Origin of the sequence: Paracoccus lutimaris (genome assembly GCF_003337565.1) — a bacterium.
Taxonomy (GTDB): Bacteria; Pseudomonadota; Alphaproteobacteria; order Rhodobacterales; family Rhodobacteraceae; genus Paracoccus; species Paracoccus lutimaris.
The window spans coordinates 82,354-104,465 of record NZ_QPJL01000004.1; the positions used below are offsets into that span (position 1 = coordinate 82,354).

21 protein-coding genes are annotated in these 22,112 nt (G+C 65.7%); 9 read left to right on the forward strand and 12 right to left on the reverse strand.

The annotated features are described in order from the left end of the window. Window positions 1-49: 49 nt before the first annotated feature. The 4 genes from DFP89_RS05500 to DFP89_RS05515 all read right to left on the reverse strand — a co-directional run bounded on the left by DFP89_RS05500 (window position 50) and on the right by DFP89_RS05515 (window position 3,037). Window positions 50-907, reverse strand: a complete 858-nt coding sequence (locus DFP89_RS05500) for a DUF2189 domain-containing protein (protein ID WP_114348411.1) — start codon at window positions 905-907, stop codon at window positions 50-52. Between the two features lie 109 nt (window positions 908-1,016). Then, window positions 1,017-1,511, reverse strand: coding sequence for a pantetheine-phosphate adenylyltransferase (gene coaD, locus DFP89_RS05505; protein ID WP_114348412.1), 495 nt, complete (start codon window positions 1,509-1,511; stop codon window positions 1,017-1,019). 96 nt (window positions 1,512-1,607) lie between these two features. Then, on the reverse strand, window positions 1,608-2,045 hold the full coding sequence (locus DFP89_RS05510) for a CBS domain-containing protein (RefSeq protein WP_114348413.1): 438 nt from the start codon (window positions 2,043-2,045) through the stop codon (window positions 1,608-1,610). Window positions 2,046-2,143: 98 nt separating this feature from the next. Next, a complete protein-coding gene (locus DFP89_RS05515) occupies window positions 2,144-3,037 on the reverse strand; it encodes a LysR family transcriptional regulator (RefSeq protein WP_114348414.1) in 894 nt (297 codons plus the stop codon). A gap of 126 nt (window positions 3,038-3,163) precedes the next feature. Between DFP89_RS05515 and DFP89_RS05520 the strand changes: the two genes are divergently transcribed. From DFP89_RS05520 to DFP89_RS05540, 5 genes are all read left to right on the forward strand, one after another. After that, window positions 3,164-4,663: a CoA-acylating methylmalonate-semialdehyde dehydrogenase gene (locus DFP89_RS05520; protein ID WP_114348415.1), complete on the forward strand. Its 1,500-nt coding sequence runs from the start codon at window positions 3,164-3,166 to the stop codon at window positions 4,661-4,663. Between the two features lie 110 nt (window positions 4,664-4,773). Next, a complete protein-coding gene (locus DFP89_RS05525; RefSeq protein WP_114348416.1) occupies window positions 4,774-5,919 on the forward strand; it encodes an acyl-CoA dehydrogenase family protein in 1,146 nt (381 codons plus the stop codon). Continuing rightward, the gene (locus DFP89_RS05530; RefSeq protein WP_114348417.1) at window positions 5,919-6,923 is read left to right on the forward strand and encodes an enoyl-CoA hydratase/isomerase family protein; all 1,005 of its coding nucleotides are present in this window, start codon (window positions 5,919-5,921) and stop codon (window positions 6,921-6,923) included. Before DFP89_RS05525 ends, DFP89_RS05530 begins: the two co-directional genes overlap by 1 nt. Beyond that, window positions 6,923-7,798, forward strand: a complete 876-nt coding sequence (gene mmsB / locus DFP89_RS05535; protein ID WP_114348418.1) for a 3-hydroxyisobutyrate dehydrogenase — start codon at window positions 6,923-6,925, stop codon at window positions 7,796-7,798. The genes DFP89_RS05530 and mmsB overlap by 1 nt, the downstream gene beginning before the upstream one ends. 81 nt (window positions 7,799-7,879) lie before the next feature. Beyond that, window positions 7,880-8,203, forward strand: a complete 324-nt coding sequence (locus tag DFP89_RS05540) for a hypothetical protein (RefSeq protein ID WP_114348419.1) — start codon at window positions 7,880-7,882, stop codon at window positions 8,201-8,203. 258 nt (window positions 8,204-8,461) lie between these two features. Here DFP89_RS05540 and DFP89_RS05545 read toward each other — a convergent pair whose 3' ends face one another. The 6 genes from DFP89_RS05545 to DFP89_RS05570 form a co-directional block, all read right to left on the reverse strand. After that, on the reverse strand, window positions 8,462-9,148 hold the full coding sequence (locus DFP89_RS05545) for a GNAT family N-acetyltransferase (protein WP_114348532.1): 687 nt from the start codon (window positions 9,146-9,148) through the stop codon (window positions 8,462-8,464). 19 nt (window positions 9,149-9,167) lie between these two features. After that, window positions 9,168-10,355 carry a DUF1501 domain-containing protein gene (locus tag DFP89_RS05550; RefSeq protein ID WP_114348420.1) on the reverse strand — a complete coding sequence of 396 codons (1,188 nt, stop codon included), beginning with the start codon at window positions 10,353-10,355 and terminating at the stop codon, window positions 9,168-9,170. A 10-nt stretch (window positions 10,356-10,365) separates the two neighbouring features. Continuing rightward, window positions 10,366-11,736 (reverse strand): DUF1800 domain-containing protein, encoded by a 1,371-nt coding sequence (locus tag DFP89_RS05555; RefSeq protein ID WP_114348421.1) that lies wholly within the window; start codon window positions 11,734-11,736, stop codon window positions 10,366-10,368. Window positions 11,737-11,862: 126 nt separating this feature from the next. Next, window positions 11,863-13,839 (reverse strand): aspartate--tRNA ligase, encoded by a 1,977-nt coding sequence (aspS, locus tag DFP89_RS05560; protein WP_114348422.1) that lies wholly within the window; start codon window positions 13,837-13,839, stop codon window positions 11,863-11,865. 61 nt (window positions 13,840-13,900) lie between these two features. Then, window positions 13,901-14,557: a CPBP family glutamic-type intramembrane protease gene (locus DFP89_RS05565; RefSeq protein ID WP_114348423.1), complete on the reverse strand. Its 657-nt coding sequence runs from the start codon at window positions 14,555-14,557 to the stop codon at window positions 13,901-13,903. Next, a complete protein-coding gene (locus DFP89_RS05570) occupies window positions 14,533-15,321 on the reverse strand; it encodes a glycoside hydrolase family 25 protein (protein ID WP_114348424.1) in 789 nt (262 codons plus the stop codon). Before DFP89_RS05570 ends, DFP89_RS05565 begins: the two co-directional genes overlap by 25 nt. A 132-nt stretch (window positions 15,322-15,453) precedes the next feature. Here DFP89_RS05570 and DFP89_RS05575 point away from each other — a divergent pair, with 132 nt between their 5' ends. After that, entirely contained in the window at window positions 15,454-15,954 is a 501-nt protein-coding gene (locus tag DFP89_RS05575; RefSeq protein ID WP_114348425.1) for a GNAT family N-acetyltransferase, read from the forward strand. Between the two features lie 220 nt (window positions 15,955-16,174). Here DFP89_RS05575 and DFP89_RS05580 read toward each other — a convergent pair whose 3' ends face one another. Further along, window positions 16,175-17,554 (reverse strand): FAD-binding oxidoreductase, encoded by a 1,380-nt coding sequence (locus tag DFP89_RS05580; RefSeq protein ID WP_114348426.1) that lies wholly within the window; start codon window positions 17,552-17,554, stop codon window positions 16,175-16,177. A 114-nt stretch (window positions 17,555-17,668) separates the two neighbouring features. On the opposite strand from DFP89_RS05580, the gene DFP89_RS05585 reads away from it, so the two are divergent. Continuing rightward, window positions 17,669-19,357 carry a chloride channel protein gene (locus DFP89_RS05585; protein ID WP_114348533.1) on the forward strand — a complete coding sequence of 563 codons (1,689 nt, stop codon included), beginning with the start codon at window positions 17,669-17,671 and terminating at the stop codon, window positions 19,355-19,357. Window positions 19,358-19,362: 5 nt separating this feature from the next. Here the strand turns inward: DFP89_RS05585 and DFP89_RS05590 are convergent, their stop codons facing one another. Continuing rightward, window positions 19,363-20,331, reverse strand: coding sequence for a DUF808 domain-containing protein (locus tag DFP89_RS05590; RefSeq protein WP_114348427.1), 969 nt, complete (start codon window positions 20,329-20,331; stop codon window positions 19,363-19,365). A gap of 132 nt (window positions 20,332-20,463) precedes the next feature. Between DFP89_RS05590 and cobS the strand changes: the two genes are divergently transcribed. After that, window positions 20,464-21,438: a cobaltochelatase subunit CobS gene (cobS, locus tag DFP89_RS05595; protein ID WP_114348428.1), complete on the forward strand. Its 975-nt coding sequence runs from the start codon at window positions 20,464-20,466 to the stop codon at window positions 21,436-21,438. A gap of 80 nt (window positions 21,439-21,518) precedes the next feature. Then, a complete protein-coding gene (locus DFP89_RS05600) occupies window positions 21,519-22,049 on the forward strand; it encodes a hypothetical protein (protein ID WP_114348429.1) in 531 nt (176 codons plus the stop codon). The last annotated feature ends 63 nt before the right edge of the window (window positions 22,050-22,112 follow it).

Sequence of the window (22,112 nt, forward strand, 5' to 3'; positions counted from 1 at the left end):
GACAGTCTTGCAGATCGGGCGGCCCTTGGGCCGCCCTTTGCTTTTGCGCCTATTGCGGCAGGTTGTCGTCGGGCATCAGCTGGCGATACATGTGCCAGCTGGCGTGCCCCAGCACCGGCAGCACGATGAACAGGCCCAGAAACATCGGCATGATGCCGATGAACAGCATCCCGGCAATGATCGCGGCCCAGACCAGCATCACGACCGGATTGGCCGCAACCGCCTGAACGCTGGCGATGATGGCCGAGATCAGGTCCACCTCGCGGTCCAGAATCAGCGGCAGCCCGACCACGGTGATCGAGAACAGCACCGCCGCAAATCCGGCCCCGATCACGGTGCCGACCAGCAGCATCAGCAGCCCGCGCCCCTGAAACAGGATCTCGGGCGAGCTGCTGACATTGGTCAGCGACGACACCCCCATGAACAGCGCGAATGTGGTATGGGCGACAAAGACCCAGAACATGAACATCAGCAGCACGACCATCGCCATCGAGGGCACCTGCCGGTCTTTTTGCGCCACCACGACCCCCAGCACCTGCCGCCAGTCAAGAGCCTCGTCCGCCTCGATCCGGCGGCTGACCTCATAAAGGCCGACGGCGGCAAAGGGGGCGATCAGCGGAAAGCCGACGACAAAGGGCATCAGCCACCATTCCTGCCCCGCGGCGGTGGCGACGGCGGCCAGGACCAGCCCGCCCGCAACATAGAACGCGGCAAAGAACAGGCCAAAGGCCGGGGCGCGGCGGAAATCGCGCCAGCCAGCGCGCAAGGCCGCCGGGATCGCGTCCATGCCGACGATATCGGGAATGGGAATCTCATCGGGGCCGCGATCGGGCGCCGGATCGGGCAGCGGCGGGCGCTCGGGATCGGGGATCGGCATGGGCTTGGGGTCGGACTGGGTTGCGGACATCTGCTCCTCCGGTTGCAAGGGAAGGTTAGCAGGACCGCGCCAAAGGAAAAGTCTCTATTCGGGGCCGGATATCCGCCCCCTCCCCTTTCTCGGCCAAAGAGCGGCCCGGCTAACCGTCGAACCGCGCGCCCAAGGCGGAGTTGACGGCGGGCGTGACGAATTTCGACACATCGCCCCCCAGCCGGGCGATTTCCTTGACCAGTTTCGATGCAATGGCCTGCCGGCGCGCATCGGCCATCAGAAAGACTGTCTCGATGCTGGAATCCAGCGCCCGGTTCATGCCAACCATCTGGAATTCATATTCGAAATCCGCCACAGCCCGCAGCCCGCGCACAATCACCCCGGCGCCGACATCGCGGGCGCAGTCGATCAGCAGGTTCTCGAACGGATGGACATGGATTTCGCCACCGGTACGGGCGGTGATGGCGTCGCATTCGGCACGGACCATGGCCACGCGTTCCTCAAGGCTGAACAGCGGCCCTTTGTCGCGGTTGATCGCCACGCCGATCACCAGCCGGTCCACCAGCGCCATGGCGCGGGTGATGATATCGACGTGACCCAGCGTAATCGGGTCAAACGTCCCCGGATATAGCCCGATCCGCATATGGGGATCCTCCTTGAGAGCAGGGTGGCAACGAACAGGTTTTCAGATGCAGATGCAAGGGGATGCAGCCATCCCGCTGCCCATCCTGCCGCCGCGTCAATTGCCCATGATCATCCCGGTCAGCGCCTCTTTCTCGGCGGCGAGCTCCTTCAGCCGCGCCGAGACCGCATCCCCGATCGAGACCAGGCCGATCATCGCGCCCGCGTCATTCACCACCGGCAGGTGGCGGAAGCGGCCGGCGGTCATGCGCTCAAGGATCTCCAGCGCGTCCTCGCCGGTGGCGCAGGTCACCAGCTTCTTGGTCATCAGCTCGCTGACCGGCAGTGTCAGCACATCGGCGCCGCGCCTGCCCAGTTCGCGCACGATGTCGCGTTCCGACAGGATGCCCAGCGGCACCTTACCGTCATCGGAGACCACGATCGCACCGATGCGCTTTTCCGAAAGCAGCTTGGCCGCATCGGCCACGCTGGCCGCGGGCGCGATGGTGATGATATCGCCGCTGGGCTTCATCGACAGGATCTGGTTGACGAGCATGGCATTCCTCCTCGGATCGGGCTCGGATCGGGGCGCGTTTCGGCCCAGCGTCACCGCAACCCGCGCTTGCGTCAAGTGGGCTGTTGTCCATCCGTGTTTCAGGGCGCGACCTGTGTCTGCAAGCGCGCGACCTCGGCGCGGATGCCCTGCGCCAGGGCATCCGCAAGCCGGTTCATGCGCTGCGACCGGCGGTCATCGGCATGGCGGATCAGCCAAAAGCTGCGGCTGAGCGAGATCTGCTCGGTCAGCAGCCGCCGCACGCCCGGGCAAAAGGGAATGGCGAAATCATGGACGATCCCCAGCCCCGCCCCCGCCCGCACCGCCTGCATCTGCACCGAGACGGAATTCGAGGTCAGCTGTGCCAGTTCCATTCCGGTTTCGGCCAGATAGTCCAGCTCGCGGTCGAAGATCAGGTCGGGGATATAGCCGATCATGCGATGGCCGCGCAGGTCCTCGCGCTCGCGGATCGGGGGATGGGCGCGCAGGTAATCCTCATGCGCGGCCAGATGCAGGCTGTAATCGGTCAGGCGCTGCACCACCAGCCGCCCGGCCTGCGGCTGCGACACGGCGATGGCCATATCCGCCTCGCGCTTGGACAGGTTGAAGACCCGGGGGAGCGCGACGATCTGGATTTCCAGCCCCCGATGCGCCTCGCAAAGGCGGGCAGCGACCTGTGGCAGCAGATAATTGGCGCAGCCATCCGGCGCGCCGATGCGCAACTGCCCGCCAAGATCGCCCGGGCCAGAGAGCGCATCCTCGGCCCCCGCAAGCGCCGTCTCGGCCGCCTCGGCATGGGGCATCAGCCGCTCGCCCCCCTGCGCCAGCGCATAGCCCTGCGGGGTCTTCACGAATAGCGCCGTTCCCAAGGCCTGCTCCAGCCGCGCCACCCGCCGGCCCACGGTCGAGGCGTCGATCCCCAGCCGCCGCCCCGCCGCCGACAGGCTGTCGGCGCGCGCGACGGCCAGAAAAATGCGCATATCGTCCCAGTCCATGACCCGCCCCCTCGTCATACCCTTTGCAAAAATGCAAAACCCTTTTGCCAGACTTCCTCTTTTGCCGGCAATGCTGCAAGTGCTATGGTCGTCTCCAACATGAATATTCCACCTCAGGAGGACGCGATGAAAGAACTCAGCCACTGGATCGACGGCAAAGAGGTCAAAGGCACCTCGGGCCGGTTCTCGGACGTGATGAACCCGGCGACGGGCGAGGTGCAGGCGCGCGTGCCGCTGGCCACCCCGGCCGAACTGGACGCCGCCATCGCCAGTGCCGCCAAGGCGCAGGTCGCATGGGCCGCCACCAATCCGCAGCGTCGCGCGCGCGTGATGATGAAGTTCGGCGATCTCATCAACCAGAACATGGACATGCTGGCCGAACTGGTCAGCGCCGAACATGGCAAGACCCTGCCCGACGCGCGTGGCGACGTGCAGCGCGGCCTTGAAGTGATCGAGGTCTGCATGGGCGCCCCCGCCATGCTCAAGGGCGAATATACCGACAATGCCGGCCCGGGCATCGACCTTTATGCCATGCGCCAGCCCCTGGGCGTGGTTGCGGGCATCACGCCCTTCAACTTCCCGGCCATGATCCCCTTGTGGAAAATGGGTCCGGCACTGGCCGCCGGCAACGCCATGATCCTGAAACCCTCCGAGCGCGTGCCCTCGACCTCGATCGCGCTGGCGAAACTGGCGCAGGAAGCCGGCCTGCCGGACGGCGTGCTGCAGGTCGTCAATGGCGACAAGGAAATCGTCGATGCGATCCTGGACCATCCGGTCATTCAGGCGGTGGGCTTTGTCGGTTCGACCCCGATTGCGCAATATATCTATGGCCGCGCCGCCTCGAACGGCAAGCGAGCGCAGTGCTTCGGCGGCGCCAAGAACCACATGCTGATCATGCCCGATGCCGATCTGGACAAGGCGGCGGATGCGCTGATCGGCGCAGGCTACGGTGCGGCGGGCGAACGCTGCATGGCGATCTCGGTCGCGGTTCCGGTGGGCGAAAAGACCGCCGACGCGCTGATCGAGCGGCTGGTGCCGCGCATCGAAAAGCTGAAGGTCGGCCCCTATACCGCCGGCAATGATGTCGATTTCGGCCCGGTCATCACCAAGGCCTCGCAGGACCGCATCAACCGCCTGATCGCCTCGGGCGTGGATCAGGGCGCGAAACTGGTCGTCGATGGCCGCGGGCTGAAGATCCAGGGCTATGAGAACGGCTTTTTCTGCGGCCCGTCGCTGTTTGACAACGTCACCCGCGACATGGACATCTACAAGGAAGAGATCTTTGGCCCGGTCCTGACCACCGTGCGCGCCCAAAACTATGAGGACGCGCTGAACCTTGTCATGGACAATGACTATGGCAACGGCACGGCGATCTATACCGCCGATGGCGACACGGCGCGCGACTTCGCCAGCCGGGTGAATGTGGGCATGGTCGGCATCAACTTCCCGATCCCGGTGCCGCTGAGCTACTATTCCTTTGGCGGCTGGAAGAAATCGGCCTTTGGCGACCTGAACCAGTACGGCCCCGACGCCTTCCGTTTCTATACCAAGACCAAGACCGTCACCGCCCGCTGGTTCTCGGGCATCAAGGACGGTGTCGCGCTGAACTTCAAGGCGCTGGACTGATCGATCCGGGCGGGGCAAAACCCCGCCCTTTTCGTTTGCCGCGGGGCTCGTGCAAAACTTGCGCAACATTTCCCCGTCAGAACCCGCACGAAAGACATGAAGGGAAGATCATGGATTTCGCTCTCAGCGAGGAACAACAGGCCATTTTCGACATGGCCCGCGATTTCGGGGCCGAATATATCGCCCCCCATGCCCGCGCCTGGGAAGAGGCCGGGACCATCCCGCGCGATCTGTGGCGCCGCTGCGCAGAACTTGGCTTAGGCGGCGTCTATGTCGCCGAGGATTTTGGCGGCACCGGCCTCTCGCGTCTGGACGCCACCCTGATCTTCGAGGGGCTGGCCATGGCCTGCCCCTCGGTCGGGTCGTTCCTGTCGATCCACAATATGTGCGGCGGCATGATCGACAAGTTCGGCACGGACGCCAACAAGGCCCGCTGGCTGCCCGATCTGTGCAGCATGGAAAAGGTGTTCTCCTATTGCCTGACCGAGCCAGGATCGGGCTCGGACGCCGCCGCATTGCGCACCCGCGCCGAACGCGTCGATGGCGGCTGGAAGCTGAACGGCACCAAGGCCTTCATCTCGGGCGGCAGCTATTCGGACGCCTATCTGGTCATGGTCCGCACCGGCGAGGGCGGTCCCAAGGGTATCTCGACCGTGGTGGTCGAGGCAGGAACGCCCGGCCTCAGCTTTGGCGCGCTGGAGCACAAGATGGGCTGGAAAGCGCAACCTACCGCGCAGGTGCAATTCGACGATTGCGTGATCCCGGCCGAGAACCTGATCGGAGAGGAAGGCCGGGGCTTTACCTACGCCATGGCCGGGCTTGACGGCGGTCGGCTGAACATCTCGGCCGGCGCGCTTGGTGGCGCGCAGGCGGCGCTGGACGCGACCCTGCGCTATATGGGCGAGCGCCGCGCCTTTGGTCAGACGCTGGACCAGTTTCAGTCGCTGCAGTTCCGCCTGGCCGAGATGGAGACCGCGCTGCAATCCTCGCGCATCTTCCTGCAGCAGGCTGCGTGGAAGCTGGACCGGGGCGACCGCGACGCCGCCAAATTCTGCGCCATGGCCAAGCTGCATGTCACCGACCGCGCCTTTGACGTCGCCAATCAATGCCTGCAACTGCATGGCGGATATGGCTATCTGGCCGATTACGGGATCGAAAAGATCGTGCGCGACCTGCGCGTGCATCAGATCCTTGAAGGCACCAATGAAATCATGCGGCTGATCGTCAGCCGCGCCCTGCTGGCTGAGAGGAACTGATGGCCGATATCCTGATCCGCAAGGACCGCCGCGCCGGACGCATCACCTTTTCGCGTCCGCAGGCACTGAACGCGCTGAACCACGACATGGCGCTGGCCATCAACGCCGCGCTGAAAGCCTGGCAGGACGATCCCGAGGTGGCGCTGGTCATCATCGACGCCGAGGGAGAGCGCGCCTTTTGCGCCGGGGGCGATATCGCGGCGCTCTATCATGCCGCGCGGGCGGGCGACCATCAGGTCGGGCGGGTGTTCTTTCGCGACGAATACCGCATGAATGCCCGTATCGCCGAATATCCTAAACCCATCACCGCCTTCATGCAGGGTTTCGTCATGGGCGGCGGCGTCGGCGTCGGCGGCAATGCCAGCCACCGCATCGTCGGCGCGACCACCCAGATCGCCATGCCCGAGACCGGCATCGGCATGATCCCCGACGTGGGCGGCAGCTGGATCCTCGCCCATGCCCCGGGCCGCGCGGGCGAATATCTGGGTCTGACTGGCGCACGCATGGGGCCGGGCGACGCGATCTGGGCCGGCTTTGCCGACAGCTATATCCCCGAATCCGAATGGCCGGCGCTGATCGGCCTGCTGGCCGAGACCGGAGATGTCGCCCGGATCAACGGCCAGCCCCATCCCGGCGCGCCCCTTGCCGCCATGGATCTCTCGGCTTTTTCCGGCGCGACCGTGGCCGAGATCATCGCGGCCCTTGAGGCGGCGGGCGACGAGGCGGCGCTGAAACCCTTGCGCCGCGCCTCGCCCCTGTCGATGGCCGCGACGCTGGAGCTGGTGCGCGCGGCGCGGGGCGACGTCAGCATCCGTGACAGTCTGGCGCGCGAGATGCGCTTTACCGCGCGTACCACCGAATTTGGCGATTTCCTTGAGGGCGTGCGCGCCCAGATCATCGACAAGGACCGCAATCCGCAATGGCGCGCCGATGCCAGCCCCGCCCATGTGGCATGGATGCTGGCATCGCTGGGCAAGGACGAAATCACCTGGGAGGACGAATAATGAAGATCGGTTTCATCGGGCTTGGGAATATGGGCGGGCCGATGGCCGCCAATCTGGCGAAGGCCGGGCACGAGGTCGCGGGCTTCGATCTGACCGCCCCCATGCCCGAGGGCGTGACCAAGGCCGCCAGCGCGACTGAGACGGCACAGGGCGCCGATGTCGTCATCACCATGCTGCCCAATGGCGCCATCCTGCGCAGCGTCGCGGCCGAGGTGATCCCGGCCATAGCCGCCGGTGCGGTGCTCTGCGACTGCTCGACCGTCGATGTGGACAGCGCCCGCGCGGTCGCGGATCAGGCCGCCGCCGCGGGGCTGGGGGCGCTGGACGCGCCGGTTTCGGGCGGGATCGGCGGGGCGGCGGCGGGCACGCTGACCTTCATGATCGGCGGCACCGATGCGGGTTTCGCCAAGGTCCTGCCGCTCTTCGAGATCATGGGCCAGAAGGCCGTGCATTGCGGCGCGGCGGGCGCGGGTCAGGCCGCCAAGATCTGCAACAACATGATCCTGGGCGTGACCATGATCGCCACCTGCGAGGCCTTCGCGCTGGCCGACAAGCTGGGGCTGGACCGCCAGAAGATGTTCGACGTGGTCTCGACCAGCTCGGGCTATAGCTGGTCGATGAACGCCTATTGTCCGGCGCCGGGGGTGGGACCGAAATCCCCCGCCGATAACGATTACAAGCCCGGTTTTGCGTCCGAGCTGATGCTCAAGGACCTGCGCCTTAGCCAGCAGGCCGCCGAATCGGCCGATGCCGACACGCCGATGGGCCAGCTTGCCGCCGCGCTTTACGCCCGCTTTGTCGAGGATGAGGACGGTAGGGGCCGCGACTTCTCGGCCATGCTGCCCAGATTTACGCAGCGTCACCGCGAAAGCTGATTTCTCGCCTTTGTGAGGGAGCCAATCCGCGACTTGCGGCGTTTAACTTGGAATCAATGAGTTTGTGCCAAGCTTAACGCCATGTTCCAGAAGCGTTTATCCCTGGTTCTTGCCCTGTGGATCGCCGCCGCCCTTGCTTCGGTGGCGATCGCCCAGCAGGATCCGAATACATCCGCCGACGCCTCCGCGCGGGCGAAACAGGCCGCCCCGGGTGAGGGCGTCAGCGTCGGCGCCGCGGTGGCGCCGGGCAAATTGCACCGTGTCAGCCGTCCCGGCCTTTACGGGATGAGCGAGCCCCCCGTTGGCAGTGCCTACGGCATTGTCGACAACCGGCTGATCCGGTTCGACCCGGAAAGCGGCAAGGTCCTGTCGATCATCCGGCAGGTGGATGAGGTCCTCGACTAGAGCGGGGCTTCGCCCGAGGGTTTCCGCATTCCGCGGCGTCCCGCTTCAGGATCGAAAACAGCGGGGCTTCCTGCCGCCGCGCGTGAAAGGCGGTCTGTTGGCGCCCGATTCCGCCGGGATATCGCGGCCCGGTCCCCTTCTGCCTGACCGCATGCCGCATCTGATCGCCAATCCGGTCAAAGATGCCTGACGCGCCGGTCAGGGACAGCCGGAACCGCCTCGGTTCCGGGTCCGCCATGCTGCGAAAGCGGCTGAGGGTCAGGCGGGCGCGGTCAGCTCTGAAAGACTTTTGCGCTGGCGCCCCTCGGCATCGAAATTGTCGGGCGACAGCCAGGCCGCATGGGCGCGGGCCAGATCCGGCCAGTCGCGGTCAAGGATTGCATACCATGCCGAGTCGCGGTTCCGGCCCTTGACGATCATATGCTGGCGGAAAATGCCTTCGAAGACAAAGCCATAGCGCAGCGCCGCCCGGCACGAGGGCTCATTCAGCGCATTGCATTTCCACTCGACGCGGCGATAGCCGGCATCGAAGGCCCAGCGGATCATCAGCGAAATGGCTTCGGTCGCGGCGGGGGTCTGCTGCAGGACGGGCGCGATCTCGATATGGCCGATCTCGATGACGCCATTGGCCGGATCGATGCGCAGATAGGAGGCAAGGCCGCCGATCCGGCCGCTGGCCTTGTCGCGCAGCGCATAGAAGAACGGATCGGCCTTGGCCGCCATCGCCGCCTGCCAGTCGCGATAGACGGCCAGATCGGCGAAGGGGCCGTAGGGCATATAATCCCAGACCCAGTCCTGATCACGGTTCGCCGCAAAGAGATCCTCGACATGGCGGGCGGGGTCCAGCCGCTCAAGCGTGACAAAGCGGCCCTCGATCCGGCCGGGGCCGGGTGCGGACGGTGCGGTGAAATCGGCCACGACCGGGCCGACAGGACGCTTGGACATCGACATTCCCCCTGCCTTGTCAGGCAAGGATTCCCGGATCGTCGCCAAGGTCAAGCCCCGGAAAGATCGTCTGCTCCAGCACGTCGCGCCCGGTTCCGAACAGCCCCCGCATCGCCCAGGCCGCATAGGCGCGCACATCGCGCGTGGGCATCAGGTCGCGGCCGGCGTATAGCTGCCCCTCGCCCAGCCCCGGCCAGTCGCCATAGGCCCGTCCGCCGCGAATCGCCCCGCCCGCCATCAACAGCGCGCCGCCGGTGCCATGGTCGGTTCCGGCCGAGCCGTTCTCGCGCACGGTCCGGCCGAATTCGGTCATCGCCATCACGGTCGTGCGTTCCCAGTTCGGACCCAAGCCGTCACGAAGCGCAAGGATCGCCGCCGCCAACCGGTCCAGCGCCCGGCCCAGCACCGCCTCCTGACTGGCATGGGTGTCCCAGCCGGCGATCGAGAAGGCGGCAATCCGGCTTTGATCGTTCAGCCGGCTGGCGGCAAAGGCCCCCAGCGCCCGCGCATCCGCAGCCGGACCCTGTGTCTTGTCCATCATCGGGGTTTCCGCCCCGATCTGCGCCGCATCACGCGCCGCGTCGCGAAACAGCGGATCGTCGTGATAGACATGCTCAAGCAGCAATTGCGCCTGCGGCGACATGCGCAGCGAGGCCGAGGGGGCCCAGCTCAGATGTGCCGCCGCCCCCGAAAGGATCTTCATCTGCTCGACGCCCACGGAATAGGCGGTTTCGGCGGTACTGCCGGGAATGGCCTGCAAGAGCCGGTTCAGCCAGCCGCCGATGCGCCGGTCCACGGGCAGGTCATCGCCGGTCCCCGCCTCCAGCAGGTCCTGACCGTCGAAATGGCTGCGCTTGTCGCGGTAAGGGGTCGAGACCGCATGGGCAAAGGCCAGCTCGCCCTTTTGCCACAGCGGCAGCAGCGGCAGCAGCTGCGGATGCAGCGCGTAGAAGCCGTCCAGATCGGCGGCGCCATTTTGCGGACCAAGCGACAGCTTGCTGCGCAGCTTGCGCAGCATCGGGTCGCCATAGGGCTGGATGGCGTCGAGCCCGTCCATCGCCCCGCGCAAGATGATGACGACCAGCCGGTTGTCACCGGGCAGCGCCGCGAAGGTCATCGAGCTCATCAGCGGATGCGCCGCCGCCGAGCAACCGATCAGCGCGGCACTTTTCAGGAAGAACCGGCGGTTCAGGTTCAGGTTCGGCATCGGCCCTCTCCTATCGGCGGTTGAAATCGCTGGAGGCCAGGATCAGCGCCACGCCTTCGGCGGCGCTTTCGGCCTTGGGCACGGCCCAGGCCAGTGCCGCCGATTGCGTGCCGCCCAGGCTTGCCTGCATCAACTCGCGCGGGTCCGGCAACTGTTCAAGCATCCGGCGCGGCATGCTCAGCGACCAGTTGATGCGCGCCGCCAGCTGTTGTGGCGCGATCCAGGCCTCGGCCTCTTCGGGCCAACCGTCGGGACCGGCTTGTCGCCCCCAGGGCTGGCCCATGCCGTTCATCGGGTCAAAGGTCATGCGCGCGTTCAGCGGATGCTCCAGCCCCGCGATCTGTGCCCCGGAGACGCCAAGCGCGCGGAACCCGGCGACCAGCAGGTCATAGGGCTGGCGCACCTTCTGGCGCAGCGTGTCGGCCAGCGCCGGATGGGTGACCAGCACCCGATAGACCTGCGGCAGATCGCCCTGCGAGTCGCGCCAGACCGCCGTCATCGCCTGCACCAGATCCTCGGGTGGATCGTCCGAGACGAAATGCACCGCCAGCTTGCGCGCGACATATTGCGCGGTCTCGGGCCGGCGCGCGATATCGGTCAGCGCCGCGCGGATCGCCTCCAGCCCGTCGCGCTTGCCCCCGCCATAGCTTTTGCCCAGCACCGTCTCGGCCCCCGGCTCGGCCATCTGCGGGCGATAGGCAAAGCCCTGCTCGCGGCTATAGGTCAGGCCGGTCAGCAGCTCGGCCAGTTCGCGCACGTCCTTCTGGGCATAGGGGGCGCCGACGCCCATCGAATGCAGTTCCAGCGCCTCGCGGGCGAGGTTCTCGTTCAGGCCGAAGCCCTTGGCCTTGCGCTTTTTCGCAAAGGTCGAATTCGGCCCGCGGCTTTCATTCTGGTTCAGATAGACCAGCATCATCGGATGGGTGTCGGCGGCGAAGAACATGTCCTCGAAACGGCCATTCACATGCGGGCGGATCGCCTCGTCGACAAAGGCCAGCCCCAGCGGCTGCACCGCCGCGCCAAGGGGGCGGGTGGTGAAGTGATCGGACCAGAACTGCACCAGCCTTTCGCCAAATCCCACCGGATCGTCCACCGCGCGCGCGATGCGGCGCTGCAGGTCGGTCAGCATCATCCGGCTGAGCATGCGGCCAAAGGCGCGGTATTCCTCGGCGGCGGCCTCGCCTGCGGTCTTGCTGGCCTCGCCCATCTCGCGCAGGCGCAGCGACATCTCCCTGGCGTCGTCGGTGCTGACGGCCTCGGGCCCGGGACCGGCGGTGTCGACACTGGCCAGCACCGCCCCGACATCGGCGGGGGGCGGCATCAGGGGCGACAGGCCATAGCCCAGCCTGATCGCGGCAAGCTCGGGAAAACCAAAGGACATGCGGGCACCTTTCACGGCGGGGCGCCATGCGCCCCGGGCGACCTTATGCCACGATCCGCGTGCCGCGTCAGATCACGCTTTCTTCAAATGCCGCGAAACGGCAAGGCCCCGCCGAGGGCGGCAGCCTTACTCTTTCGGCAGAACCCGCAGGCGCAGATCGCGCAGCTGCTCGTTCGTCGGCTCGGAGGGCGCGCCCATCATCAGGTCCTCGGCGCGCTGGTTCATCGGGAACATGATGACCTCGCGGATGTTCTGCTCATCCGCCAGCAGCATGACGATGCGGTCGATCCCCGCCGCACAGCCACCGTGGGGCGGCGCGCCATAGCGGAACGCCTTGACCATGCCGCCAAAACGCTTTTCGACCTCGTCATGGCCGTAACCGGCCAGCTCGAAGGCCTTGAACATGATGTCGGGGCGATGGTTGCGGATCGCGCCCGAGATCAGCTCATAGCCGTTGCAGGCCAGATCATACTGATAGCCCTTGACCGCCAGCGGATCGCCCGACAGCGCATCCAGGCCCCCCTGCGGCATGCTGAAGGGGTTGTGCGAAAAGTCGATCTTGCCCTCGTCGGATTTCTCATACATCGGGAAATCGACGATCCAGGCGAATTTGAACTGGTTCTCGTCGGTCAGACCCAGTTCGCGGCCGATCTCGTTGCGGGCGCGGCCGGCGACGGCCTCGAAGCTTTCGGGCTTGCCGCCAAGGAAGAAGACCGCATCGCCCTCACCCAGACCAAGCTGGATGCGGAGTTTCTCCGTTGCCAGCGGCCCCAGCGCTTTTGCGATCGGGCCAGCAGGCTCTATTCCCGATCCGAGCATACCTCGACAAAGCCTCTCAAGCTCTTCATTTCCTTCTTCGACGGCTTGGCTGAGCCCTTCCAGGACGTCACTCCAATATCCTTCCTCTGGGGAATCCTGAAACCAAATTTGCCAAGCAAGATTGCGATAGTGTGAGGGCTCAAGATCGGCGATCTCAGCTGCTCTCGCAGTGGCCTCTTCAGCCGATAGCTTGTGTCCAGCCTCGCGCCAGAAGATATAGCCCATGCCGGGTAGGCCCTGTTGCTGGGCGAATGCGTTCATGCGGTCGGCGAACTTGCGAGAGCCGCCGGTCGGCGCGGGGATGGCGCGAACCTCGGTGCCCTCTTGTTCCAGCAGTTTGGCAAAGATGCCAAAGCCCGAGCCGCGGAAATGCTCGCTGACGACCTGCATCTCGATCGGGTTGCGCAGATCGGGCTTGTCGCTGCCATATTTCAGCATCGATTCCGCATAGGGGATGCGCGGCCAGTCCGCATCGACCGGGCGGCCATTGCCGAATTCCTCGAACAGGCCCTGAATGACCGGCTGGACGGTGTTGAAGACATCCTCCTGCTCGACAAAGGACATCTCAAGGTCAAGCTGATAGAAATCGGTCGGGCTGCGGTCGGCGCGGGGATCCTCGTCGCGGAAACAGGGCGCGATCTGGAAATACTTGTCAAAGCCCGCCACCATGATCAGCTGCTTGAACTGCTGCGGCGCCTGCGGCAGCGCATAGAACTTGCCCGGATGCAGGCGCGAGGGGACCAGAAAGTCGCGCGCCCCTTCGGGGCTGGATGCGGTGATGATCGGGGTCTGGAATTCGGTAAAACCCTGATCCCACATACGGTTGCGGATCGAACGCACGACCTTGGAGCGCAGCATGATGTTGTTGTGCAGGCTGTCGCGGCGCAGATCGAGGAAGCGGTAGGCCAGACGGGTTTCCTCGGGATAGTCCTGATCGCCAAAGACCGGCAGCGGCAGATCGTCCGAGGGGCCAAGCACCTCAGTATCGGTGGCATAGACCTCGATCTCGCCGGTGGGCAGCTTGGGGTTGATCAGCGACGCATCGCGCAGCTTGACGCGGCCATCGATGCGGATCACGGTTTCGGCGCGCAGCTTTTCCAGCGCGGCAAAGGCCGGGCTGTCACTGTCGGCGATGACCTGAGTGATGCCGTAATGGTCGCGCAGGTCGATGAACAGCACCCCGCCATGGTCGCGGACGCGGTGGACCCAGCCCGACAGACGGACCTCGGTTCCGGCGCTGGCGGCGGTCAACTCGCCGCAGGTATGGCTGCGATAGGCGCTCATCACTTTTCCCCTTGCTATCAGCGGACGCATCAAACGCGCCACGCCGGGGAAGTCAAGCGATCTAGAAGGGGCGCACCACCGCGCCCGACCAGAAATAGGCCCCCATGCCGACGCTGAACAGCATGTTCCCCGCGATCCCGTGCAGGATCCACGCCGAGGGGAACCCCCGGATCAGATAGGCGCGGGCAAATATCCAGCCCCCGATCAGGGTCAGGACGGCGACCACGATGGACCAATACATCAGATGCGCGAAGGAAAAGACAAAGGCATTGACCGCGACCGCCGTGCTGCGGTCGGGAAACAGGCTGCCAAAGCGGTGAAAGAACAGCGGCCGGAAGATCAGCTCTTGCGGCAGCGCCGACAGGATCGGGTAAAGCAGCCAGATCACCCCCAGAAAACGCAGCCGCGCCGGCGTCAGCGGGCGGACATATTCGGGCCGTGTGATCTGGATGATCGCCCAGCCGGCCAGCCCGACGATCAGCCCGAACAGCACGACCTGCCAGACCGGGATCTGCCGCCAGCCCCGCACGAGGCTGCGCCAGTCGAACCCGCCCGTCCGCCACAGCAGTGCCATTCCGGCAAGGCTGAAGACAGCCAGCGCCGGAAACAGCAGATTGCCGGGCATGAACAGCGCAATGCCCAGCGGCGCCCCGATATAGAGCGCCGCGAACTCGGCCCAGAGCAGGCCGCGATTTACTGCATGCGCCCGTTCAGCCATGCCCGCCACTCGCCCGGCGAACCGGCGAATACGTTCAGATCGACGTCGCCGCCGATGCCCGGCACCCGGCCCGTGCCGGTATATTGCCAGAAGGTATAGCGCTGGCCCGGATAGACATGGCGCGGATGGCCCGCGACCGAACGCAGCCAGAACTCTTCGGGCCAGCGGCGCAGGTCATTGTCACGGTAGAAATCGACCGTGGTATAGATGATCGGGCGCTGTCCGTAATGGCGGTGCAGGATATCCTTGAAGATCTTGGCCTCGCGCAGGACCTCCCAGCTTGGCGGGCGGCGCGGGCAGGTCTTCGAGACCGTCCATTCCAGGTCGATCACCGGCGGCAGCGCGCCGCGTTCGCGCGGGACATTGGCGATGAACCATGCCGCCTGCTGCGCGCCCGAGCGGCAGAAGTAGAAATAGTGATAGGCGCCGCGCGGAATGCGGGCCTGCGCCGCCTCGTGCCAATAGCGGCGGAAATTCGGGTCGGCATGGTCGCCCCCCTCGGTCGCCTTGATGAAGGCGAAGCTGACGCCCGAGCTGCGCACCCGGTTCCAGTTGATATCGCCCTGATAGCGCGAGATGTCGATGCCATGCACCGGATGGTCATAGGGATGCCCGCCGACCCAAGCATGGGGCGCGCTGTCGCCAAATTGCGGCCCCGAGCCCTGCCCGACCATCACCGCCGGTCCGCCGCGATGACCACCGCCGCCGCAGGCCGCCAGCGCGGCCAGCGTCACCACCATCAGAAACCTGTTCAGAATTCTCATTACTGCCCTCTGCCCATGCGCCCTTATGCGGGCGCTTTGTTAACTTATCGCAAAGCACGCGTGCAAAGTCACGCTGGCGTGACCATCACGAATTTGTCAGGATCGGCAAAGTTCAGATCGGCAAGGATTTTGATGGAGCATCTTCAGACACATCGCGTCATCTTGCGCCCCTTTACCCCTGCCGACGCGCCCGAGGCCTTTGCCTGCATCACCGACCGCCTGACCCGCTATCTGGCCTGGGATCCGCCGCAGACCATCCATGAATTCCACCCGGTCTGGGAGGGCTGGATCAAGGCGGCGCGGGCGGGAACCGACCTGCATTTCACCGCCCGCCTGCCCGAGACGGACGAATTCCTGGGCCTTCTGGGCCTGCATGACATCCCCAGCGGCCATCCCGAGATCGGCATCTGGCTGCGGGACGAGGCGCAGGGTCAGGGCCACGGCCATGACATGGTGGTGGCGCTGATCCGCCGCGCCACGGCCCGCTATGCGCCGCCCTATTTCCGCTATCCGGTCGCCGTCGAGAACCGCCCCAGCCGCCGCATCGCCGAAAAGCTTGGCGGCACCATCATCGGCCGCTACCGGACGCAGAAATATGACGGGGTGATCTACGCCATCCCGCCGATCGGCTGAACGACACCCGCGTCATTGCCTGCCCCCGGTCGCATCGAAGCGCGCGCGCATGACGCGCGGAACATAGGCGTTTGCGCCCGCCACCACGGTTTCAACCGTCGCATCGAAGCGCGCGCGCATGACGCGCGGATCGGCTCAGACGCGTTCGCGCATCGGCGCGACGACAAACGCCGCGGCGATATTTTCCGGATGCCGGCGCTGTGGATGCAGGCCCATGCCCTCAGTTCATATCGGGCAGCATCTTGCCCGGGTTCATGATCCCCGTCGGGTCCAGAGCCGCCTTGATCGCCGCCATGACGCCAATCGCCGCGCCGTGCTGGGCGCGCATCAGCGGGCGCTTGCCCACGCCGACGCCATGCTCGCCGGTGATGGTGCCGCCGACGGCCAGCGCGCGCTCGGCCATGCGGGTGGCGATGCCCTTGGCGGCAGCGAGTTCCTCGGCATTGCCCGGCATGATCAGCAGCTGCGAATGAAAATTGCCGTCACCGACATGGCCGACCATCGGGCCGACCAGACCGGAGGCCTTGATATCGGCAGCGGCGGCGGCCACGGCGGCGGGCAGATGCGACATCGGCACGCAGACATCCGTCACCACCGCCGTCGCGCCCGGGCGCAGCGCAAGGCAGGCGCGATAGGCGCCGTGGCGCATCCTCCACAGCGCGGCGCGGTCCTCGGGCGTGGTCGCCCAGTCAAAGCCGGTGCCGCCGAAATCGGCCGCAAGCTCGCCGAAACGCTCGGCATCGTCCTTGACCGTGGCGGGCGAGCCGTGAAACTCGACCATCAGATGCGGGCCTTCGTGCAGATGGGTGCCGGCATATTGGTTGAAGGCGCGCGCCGCCTCGCCATCGACGAATTCGATCCGCGCCATCGGAATGCCCGACTGGATCGTCGCGGTCACGCATTCGACGGCCTGATCCAGCGTCGGGAACCCGCAAACGGCCGAGGCCACCTCTTCGGGCTGGCCATGCAGGCGCAGGGTCAGTTCGGTGATGATGCCCAGCGTGCCCTCGGATCCGACGAACAGCCCGGTCAGGTCGTAACCCGCGCTGGATTTCGCCGCCCGCGTGCCGGTGCGGATCACGGTGCCGTCGGCCAGCACCACCTCAAGCGCCAGCACATTGTCGCGCATGGTGCCGTAGCGCACGGCGGTGGTGCCGCTGGCGCGCGTCGCGGCCATGCCGCCAAGGCTGGCATTGGCGCCCGGATCGACCGGAAAGAACAGCCCCGTGGCGCGCAGTTCGGTGTTCAGCGCCTCGCGCGTGACGCCGGGCTGGATGCTGGCCTGCATGTCCTCGGCCCGGACCTCAAGCACGCGGTCCATCTTCATCAGATCGACGACCAGCCCGCCATGGGTGGCCAGCGCGTGCCCCTCGAGCGAGGTGCCGGTGCCCCAGCCGATCACCGGCACGCCATGGGCGTGACAGATCGCCAGCGTCTTCGACACCTCGTCGGTCGAAACGGGCCATGCCACCGCATCGGGCGGCGGGGCGGTGTGAAAGGTCTCGGACTGGCCGTGCAGATCGCGATCGGCCACGCTGGTCGAGAAGCGCGCCCCCAGAAGCGCGGCAAGGGCGTCCTGCGCCGGAGCGGGAATCGGCATGGCGGGTCTCCTGCTGTTGGTTTGAAGATTGCATATTCCCGGCCCTGCCCCAAAGGCAAGCGCGGCGGCTGGACGCAGGCCCGGCTTTGTGGTCCGTTCGGGGGTATGACGGGCATGCGGAACGCAACCTCCAAGGGCTGGGGCCGGCAGGGCTGGCGGCATCTGCGCCGCCATATCGCGCATGGCTGGCAGGTGCTGGTCACGCGCGGCCCCGGTCAGGTCGAATTCTGGATCATCGCCCTGTTGATCGGCATTTGCGCGGGGCTGGCGGCGCTGATCTTTCGGCTGGGAATCGGGGCACTGCAAACGCTGATCTACGGCACTGACGACATGACCATGGCCTCGGTCGCAGGGGGCTTGCCGTGGTGGTGGGTGCTGATCGTGCCGATCATCGGCGGGTTTGTCGTCGGGCTGATCCTGGATCGTTTCACCCCGGACGGGCGGGTGCGCGCCGTCTCGGACGTGATCGAAGGCGCCGCACTCGAAGGGGGCCGGGTCGAGACCCGCGAAGGCTGGGCCTCGGCCGCGGCGTCGATCATCACGCTGGGCACGGGCGGGTCCTCGGGGCGCGAGGGGCCGGTCGTGCATCTGGCGGGCGTCATCTCGACCTATGTCGCGAACCGCATCAACGCCAGCGCCGTGACCGGGCGCGAGCTGCTGGGCTGCGCGGTCGCAGGCGCCGTCGCCGCCAGCTTCAACGCCCCCATCGCCGGCGCGCTGTTTGCGCATGAGGTGGTCCTGCGCCATTTCGCCAGCCGCGCCTTTGCGCCCATCGCGATTGCCGCCGTCGCCGGCACCGTCATCAACCGGTTGCGCTATGGCGGGTTGACCGAGTTCGACCTGCCCACCACCGGCAACTTTGGCCTTTATATCGAGTTGCCGGCCTTCATGCTGCTGGGGTTGATCTGCGCGCTGGTCGCGGCGGCGATGATGGCCGCGATCTTTCGCGCCGAGACCATCGGCAACCGCGTCATGGCCCGCACCGGCTGGCCGCGCTGGCTGCGTCCGACGCTGGCCGGCGCGCTTCTGGGGCTGATCGCCATCCCATTTCCCCATATCATCGGCGTCGGCTACGAGACGACCGCCGCCGCGCTCAAGGGCAATCTGGACCTGTGGACGGTGGTGATCTTTGCGCTGGTCAAGGCCTTCGCGGTGGCGATCACGCTGGGCGGGCGCATGGGCGGCGGCGTCTTTTCGCCCGCACTGGTCATGGGCGCGCTGACAGGGCTGGCCTTTGGCATCATCGCCACCGCCGTCGCGCCCGAATATTCCGGCAGCCACAGCCTTTACGCGCTGGCCGGCATGGGCGCGGTCGGCGCGGCGGTGCTGGGGGCGCCGATCTCGACCGCGATGATCATCTTCGAGATGACCGGCCATTGGCAGACCGGGATCGCGGTGATGACCTCGGTGTCGCTCTCGTCGGCGCTGGCCTCACGGCTGGTGCATCGCTCGTTCTTCCTGACGCAGCTGGAACGGCGCGGCATCCGCATCGCCGAGGGGCCGCAGGTCTGGCTGCCTCAAAAGATGCGGGTCACGGCGGTGATGCGGGCCCTGGGTGCGCGGGACGCCCCCTCGCCCGACCTCATGCGCAATATGGTCGCCGCCGGACAGGGCATTGCCGACAGCACCACGCTGGATCAGGCGCTGCGCCGTTTCGACGCCGAGGGCGCGGCGTTTCTGCCGGTCATCCATGCCGGCGAAAATGAAAGCGCGCCAGAAATCCTTGGCGCGCTTTACCATGTCGATGCGCTGCGCGCCCTGAATGCCGCCCTGGCCGCCACCGCGGCCGAGGAACACGGCTGAAGGGCTCAGGCCCTGGCGCCGAACAGCCCCTTGACCGCCCCGATCAGCGGCGAGACGACATAGTTCGCGACCGGGATCAGGATCAGGCCAAGCATCAACCCGAACACCCCGTCAAAGAAGGCCGTCACCGCCCAGTTCACCAGACCGGCCGCCTGCGGCACGGCATGGGCAGCGGCCTCGGCCGCGTGGTGGATCCATTCATAGGGCTGGTGCTGGCCCAGCTCGTGCATGCCATGGATGACGATCTGGCCGCCGACCCAGATCATGGCGGCGGTGCCCACCACCGTCAGCACCTTCATGAAGGGCGGCATGAAATGCACGATGCCGCGCCCCAGCGCGCCCAGCGGGCCGCCGCGCTCGGCCAGATGCAGGCCGAAATCGTCGGCCTTCACGATCAGCGCCACAAAGCCATAGACCGCCGCCGTGATGCCAAAGGCGACCACGACCAGGATCAGCGCCTTCATCCACAGCGGGTCCTCGGCCGGGATGGCGGCGAGGGCGATGGTCATGATCTCGGCCGACAGGATGAAGTCGGTCTTGATCGCACCCTTGACGCGCTCTTCCTCAAGCCCGGCGCCGCCCTCGGCGGTCTGGGTCAGATGCGGGTCGTTGCCATGGTCATGGGCCAGCGCGTGCCAGACCTTTTCGGCGCCCTCAAAGCACAGATAGGCACCGCCGATCATCAGCAAAGGCGCAATCGCCCATGGCGCAAAGGCCGACAGAAGCAGCGCGATCGGCAAGAGGATCACCAGCTTGTTGAAGAGCGAGCCGCGCGCGATCTTCATGACGATGGGCACTTCGCGCGCCGCCGAAAAGCCATGGACATATTTCGGCGTCACCGCCGCGTCGTCGATCACCGCCCCCGCCGCCTTGGCGCTGGCCTTGACCGCCTGCCCCGCCACATCGTCGACCGAGGCCGCCGCGATCTTGGCAATTCCCGCCACGTCGTCCAGCAGCGCCAGCAATCCGCTCATCTTGTCATTCCTTACCGTTTCCCTGCCCTCGTTGCCGCAAAACGGCGTTCCGGGCAAGGGTTTGCGGCCCGCGCGCTTGCACCCGAACGGCGAATCATTCATCAAGCACAGGACAATCGAAAGGGCCGCCCGATGCTGGATCAACACGCGAAACCGACCGAGGAAATCGACCTGCGCGAGGTCTTTGGTCTCGACAGCGACATGAAGGTCAAGGGCTTTGCCGAACGATCCGACCGCGTGCCCGAGATCGACAGCACCTATAAATTCGATCCCGACACCACCTTGGCGATCCTTGCGGGCTTTGCCTATAACCGCCGGGTGATGATCCAGGGCTATCACGGCACCGGGAAATCGACCCATATCGAGCAGGTCGCCGCGCGGCTGAACTGGCCCTGCGTGCGCGTGAACCTTGACAGCCATGTCAGCCGGATCGACCTGATCGGCAAGGACGCGATCAAGCTGGTGGACGGCAAGCAGGTCACGGTGTTCCACGAAGGCATCCTGCCCTGGGCGCTGCGCAACCCCACCGCCATCGTCTTTGACGAATATGACGCCGGCCGCGCCGACGTGATGTTCGTCATCCAGCGCGTGCTGGAGGCGGATGGCAAGCTGACGCTGCTGGACCAGAACGAGGTCATCACCCCGAACCCCTATTTCCGGCTGTTCGCGACCGCGAATACCGTGGGTCTGGGCGACACGACCGGGCTTTATCACGGCACCCAGCAGATCAACCAGGGCCAGATGGACCGCTGGTCGCTGGTCTCGACGCTGAACTATCTGTCCCACGACGCCGAGGCCGCCATCGTTCTGGCCAAGAACCCGAACTACAACACCGAAAAGGGCCGCAAGGTCATCAGCCAGATGGTGACGCTGGCCGATCTGACGCGCACGGCCTTCATGCAGGGCGACCTGTCGACGGTGATGTCGCCGCGCACGGTGATTTCATGGGCGCAGAACGCGCGCATCTTCGACAACAATGTCGGCTATGCCTTCCGCCTGACCTTCCTGAACAAATGCGACGAGCTTGAGCGCCAGACCGTGGCCGAGTTCTATCAGCGCCTGTTCGACGAGGAACTGCCCGAAAGCGCGGCGGTCAAGGCGGGGTGACAAGGGCCAGAGCGAAACGCGCCATCATCCCGGCAGGGCATAGTTGGTCAGCTCAACAAATATCAAGGCAGGAGACCATTTTGAGAAATTTCATTGCCGGTGCCCTGGCGCTCCATATGGTTTTGGCGGCAGGAGCGGCGCTTGCTGCCCCCAAGGGATGCAGCCTGCCGGCCGCAAACCAGCGCGGAAAACTGCCCGGCGGCGAGACCGTTCAGATCGCCACGCTACCCGATCAGCAGTTTCTTGCGATGATGATTGTTGACAATGGTAGCATCTCAGTATGGCCTCCGCTGCCCAAAGGCGGAATACAGGGCAAGGATCTGTGCGGCGGCACCACTGTCATTGCCAAAAATCCGGAACTGTTCCTCTCGACGCTTCGCGTCGATCCGTCTGTGGATCTCAGCAAATCCTACCCGGCGGCCTTCAAGTCGGCGGCGAAACGGGATCAGATCATTGTTGCACGGGCGGGAAAATATGCGGTCTTCCCGGTATCCGGGAAAGATGACGCACACACGACCCTCAACAAACATTGGGATGGCAAGGTCATGGATGGGGGCGCACCCGCCTTTCAGGTGGGTGATCAGCTCTATGTCCGCCTTACGATCAAATAGGGGGCGTCATGAAACCCGCCGGCAACCCGCTCGATCCGTTCCGCCCCCTCATCTGACGCATGA

What these genes read in the sequence shown, in the direction of transcription:
- DFP89_RS05580 (WP_114348426.1), bottom strand. Translation starts at nt 17,554, where the DNA reads ATGCCGATTCCCGCTCCGGCGCAGGACGCCCTTGCCGCGCTTCTGGGG.
- DFP89_RS05515 (WP_114348414.1), bottom strand. Translation starts at nt 3,037, where the DNA reads ATGGACTGGGACGATATGCGCATTTTTCTGGCCGTCGCGCGCGCCGAC.
- DFP89_RS05500 (WP_114348411.1), bottom strand. Translation starts at nt 907, where the DNA reads ATGTCCGCAACCCAGTCCGACCCCAAGCCCATGCCGATCCCCGATCCC.
- coaD (WP_114348412.1), bottom strand. Translation starts at nt 1,511, where the DNA reads ATGCGGATCGGGCTATATCCGGGGACGTTTGACCCGATTACGCTGGGT.
- DFP89_RS05510 (WP_114348413.1), bottom strand. Translation starts at nt 2,045, where the DNA reads ATGCTCGTCAACCAGATCCTGTCGATGAAGCCCAGCGGCGATATCATC.
- DFP89_RS05550 (WP_114348420.1), bottom strand. Translation starts at nt 10,355, where the DNA reads ATGCCGAACCTGAACCTGAACCGCCGGTTCTTCCTGAAAAGTGCCGCG.
- DFP89_RS05545 (WP_114348532.1), bottom strand. Translation starts at nt 9,148, where the DNA reads ATGTCCAAGCGTCCTGTCGGCCCGGTCGTGGCCGATTTCACCGCACCG.
- DFP89_RS05555 (WP_114348421.1), bottom strand. Translation starts at nt 11,736, where the DNA reads ATGTCCTTTGGTTTTCCCGAGCTTGCCGCGATCAGGCTGGGCTATGGC.
- DFP89_RS05575 (WP_114348425.1), top strand. Translation starts at nt 15,454, where the DNA reads ATGGAGCATCTTCAGACACATCGCGTCATCTTGCGCCCCTTTACCCCT.
- DFP89_RS05525 (WP_114348416.1), top strand. Translation starts at nt 4,774, where the DNA reads ATGGATTTCGCTCTCAGCGAGGAACAACAGGCCATTTTCGACATGGCC.
- mmsB (WP_114348418.1), top strand. Translation starts at nt 6,923, where the DNA reads ATGAAGATCGGTTTCATCGGGCTTGGGAATATGGGCGGGCCGATGGCC.
- DFP89_RS05590 (WP_114348427.1), bottom strand. Translation starts at nt 20,331, where the DNA reads ATGAGCGGATTGCTGGCGCTGCTGGACGACGTGGCGGGAATTGCCAAG.
- DFP89_RS05570 (WP_114348424.1), bottom strand. Translation starts at nt 15,321, where the DNA reads ATGAGAATTCTGAACAGGTTTCTGATGGTGGTGACGCTGGCCGCGCTG.
- aspS (WP_114348422.1), bottom strand. Translation starts at nt 13,839, where the DNA reads ATGAGCGCCTATCGCAGCCATACCTGCGGCGAGTTGACCGCCGCCAGC.
- DFP89_RS05530 (WP_114348417.1), top strand. Translation starts at nt 5,919, where the DNA reads ATGGCCGATATCCTGATCCGCAAGGACCGCCGCGCCGGACGCATCACC.
- cobS (WP_114348428.1), top strand. Translation starts at nt 20,464, where the DNA reads ATGCTGGATCAACACGCGAAACCGACCGAGGAAATCGACCTGCGCGAG.
- DFP89_RS05520 (WP_114348415.1), top strand. Translation starts at nt 3,164, where the DNA reads ATGAAAGAACTCAGCCACTGGATCGACGGCAAAGAGGTCAAAGGCACC.
- DFP89_RS05585 (WP_114348533.1), top strand. Translation starts at nt 17,669, where the DNA reads ATGCGGAACGCAACCTCCAAGGGCTGGGGCCGGCAGGGCTGGCGGCAT.
- DFP89_RS05565 (WP_114348423.1), bottom strand. Translation starts at nt 14,557, where the DNA reads ATGGCTGAACGGGCGCATGCAGTAAATCGCGGCCTGCTCTGGGCCGAG.
- DFP89_RS05540 (WP_114348419.1), top strand. Translation starts at nt 7,880, where the DNA reads ATGTTCCAGAAGCGTTTATCCCTGGTTCTTGCCCTGTGGATCGCCGCC.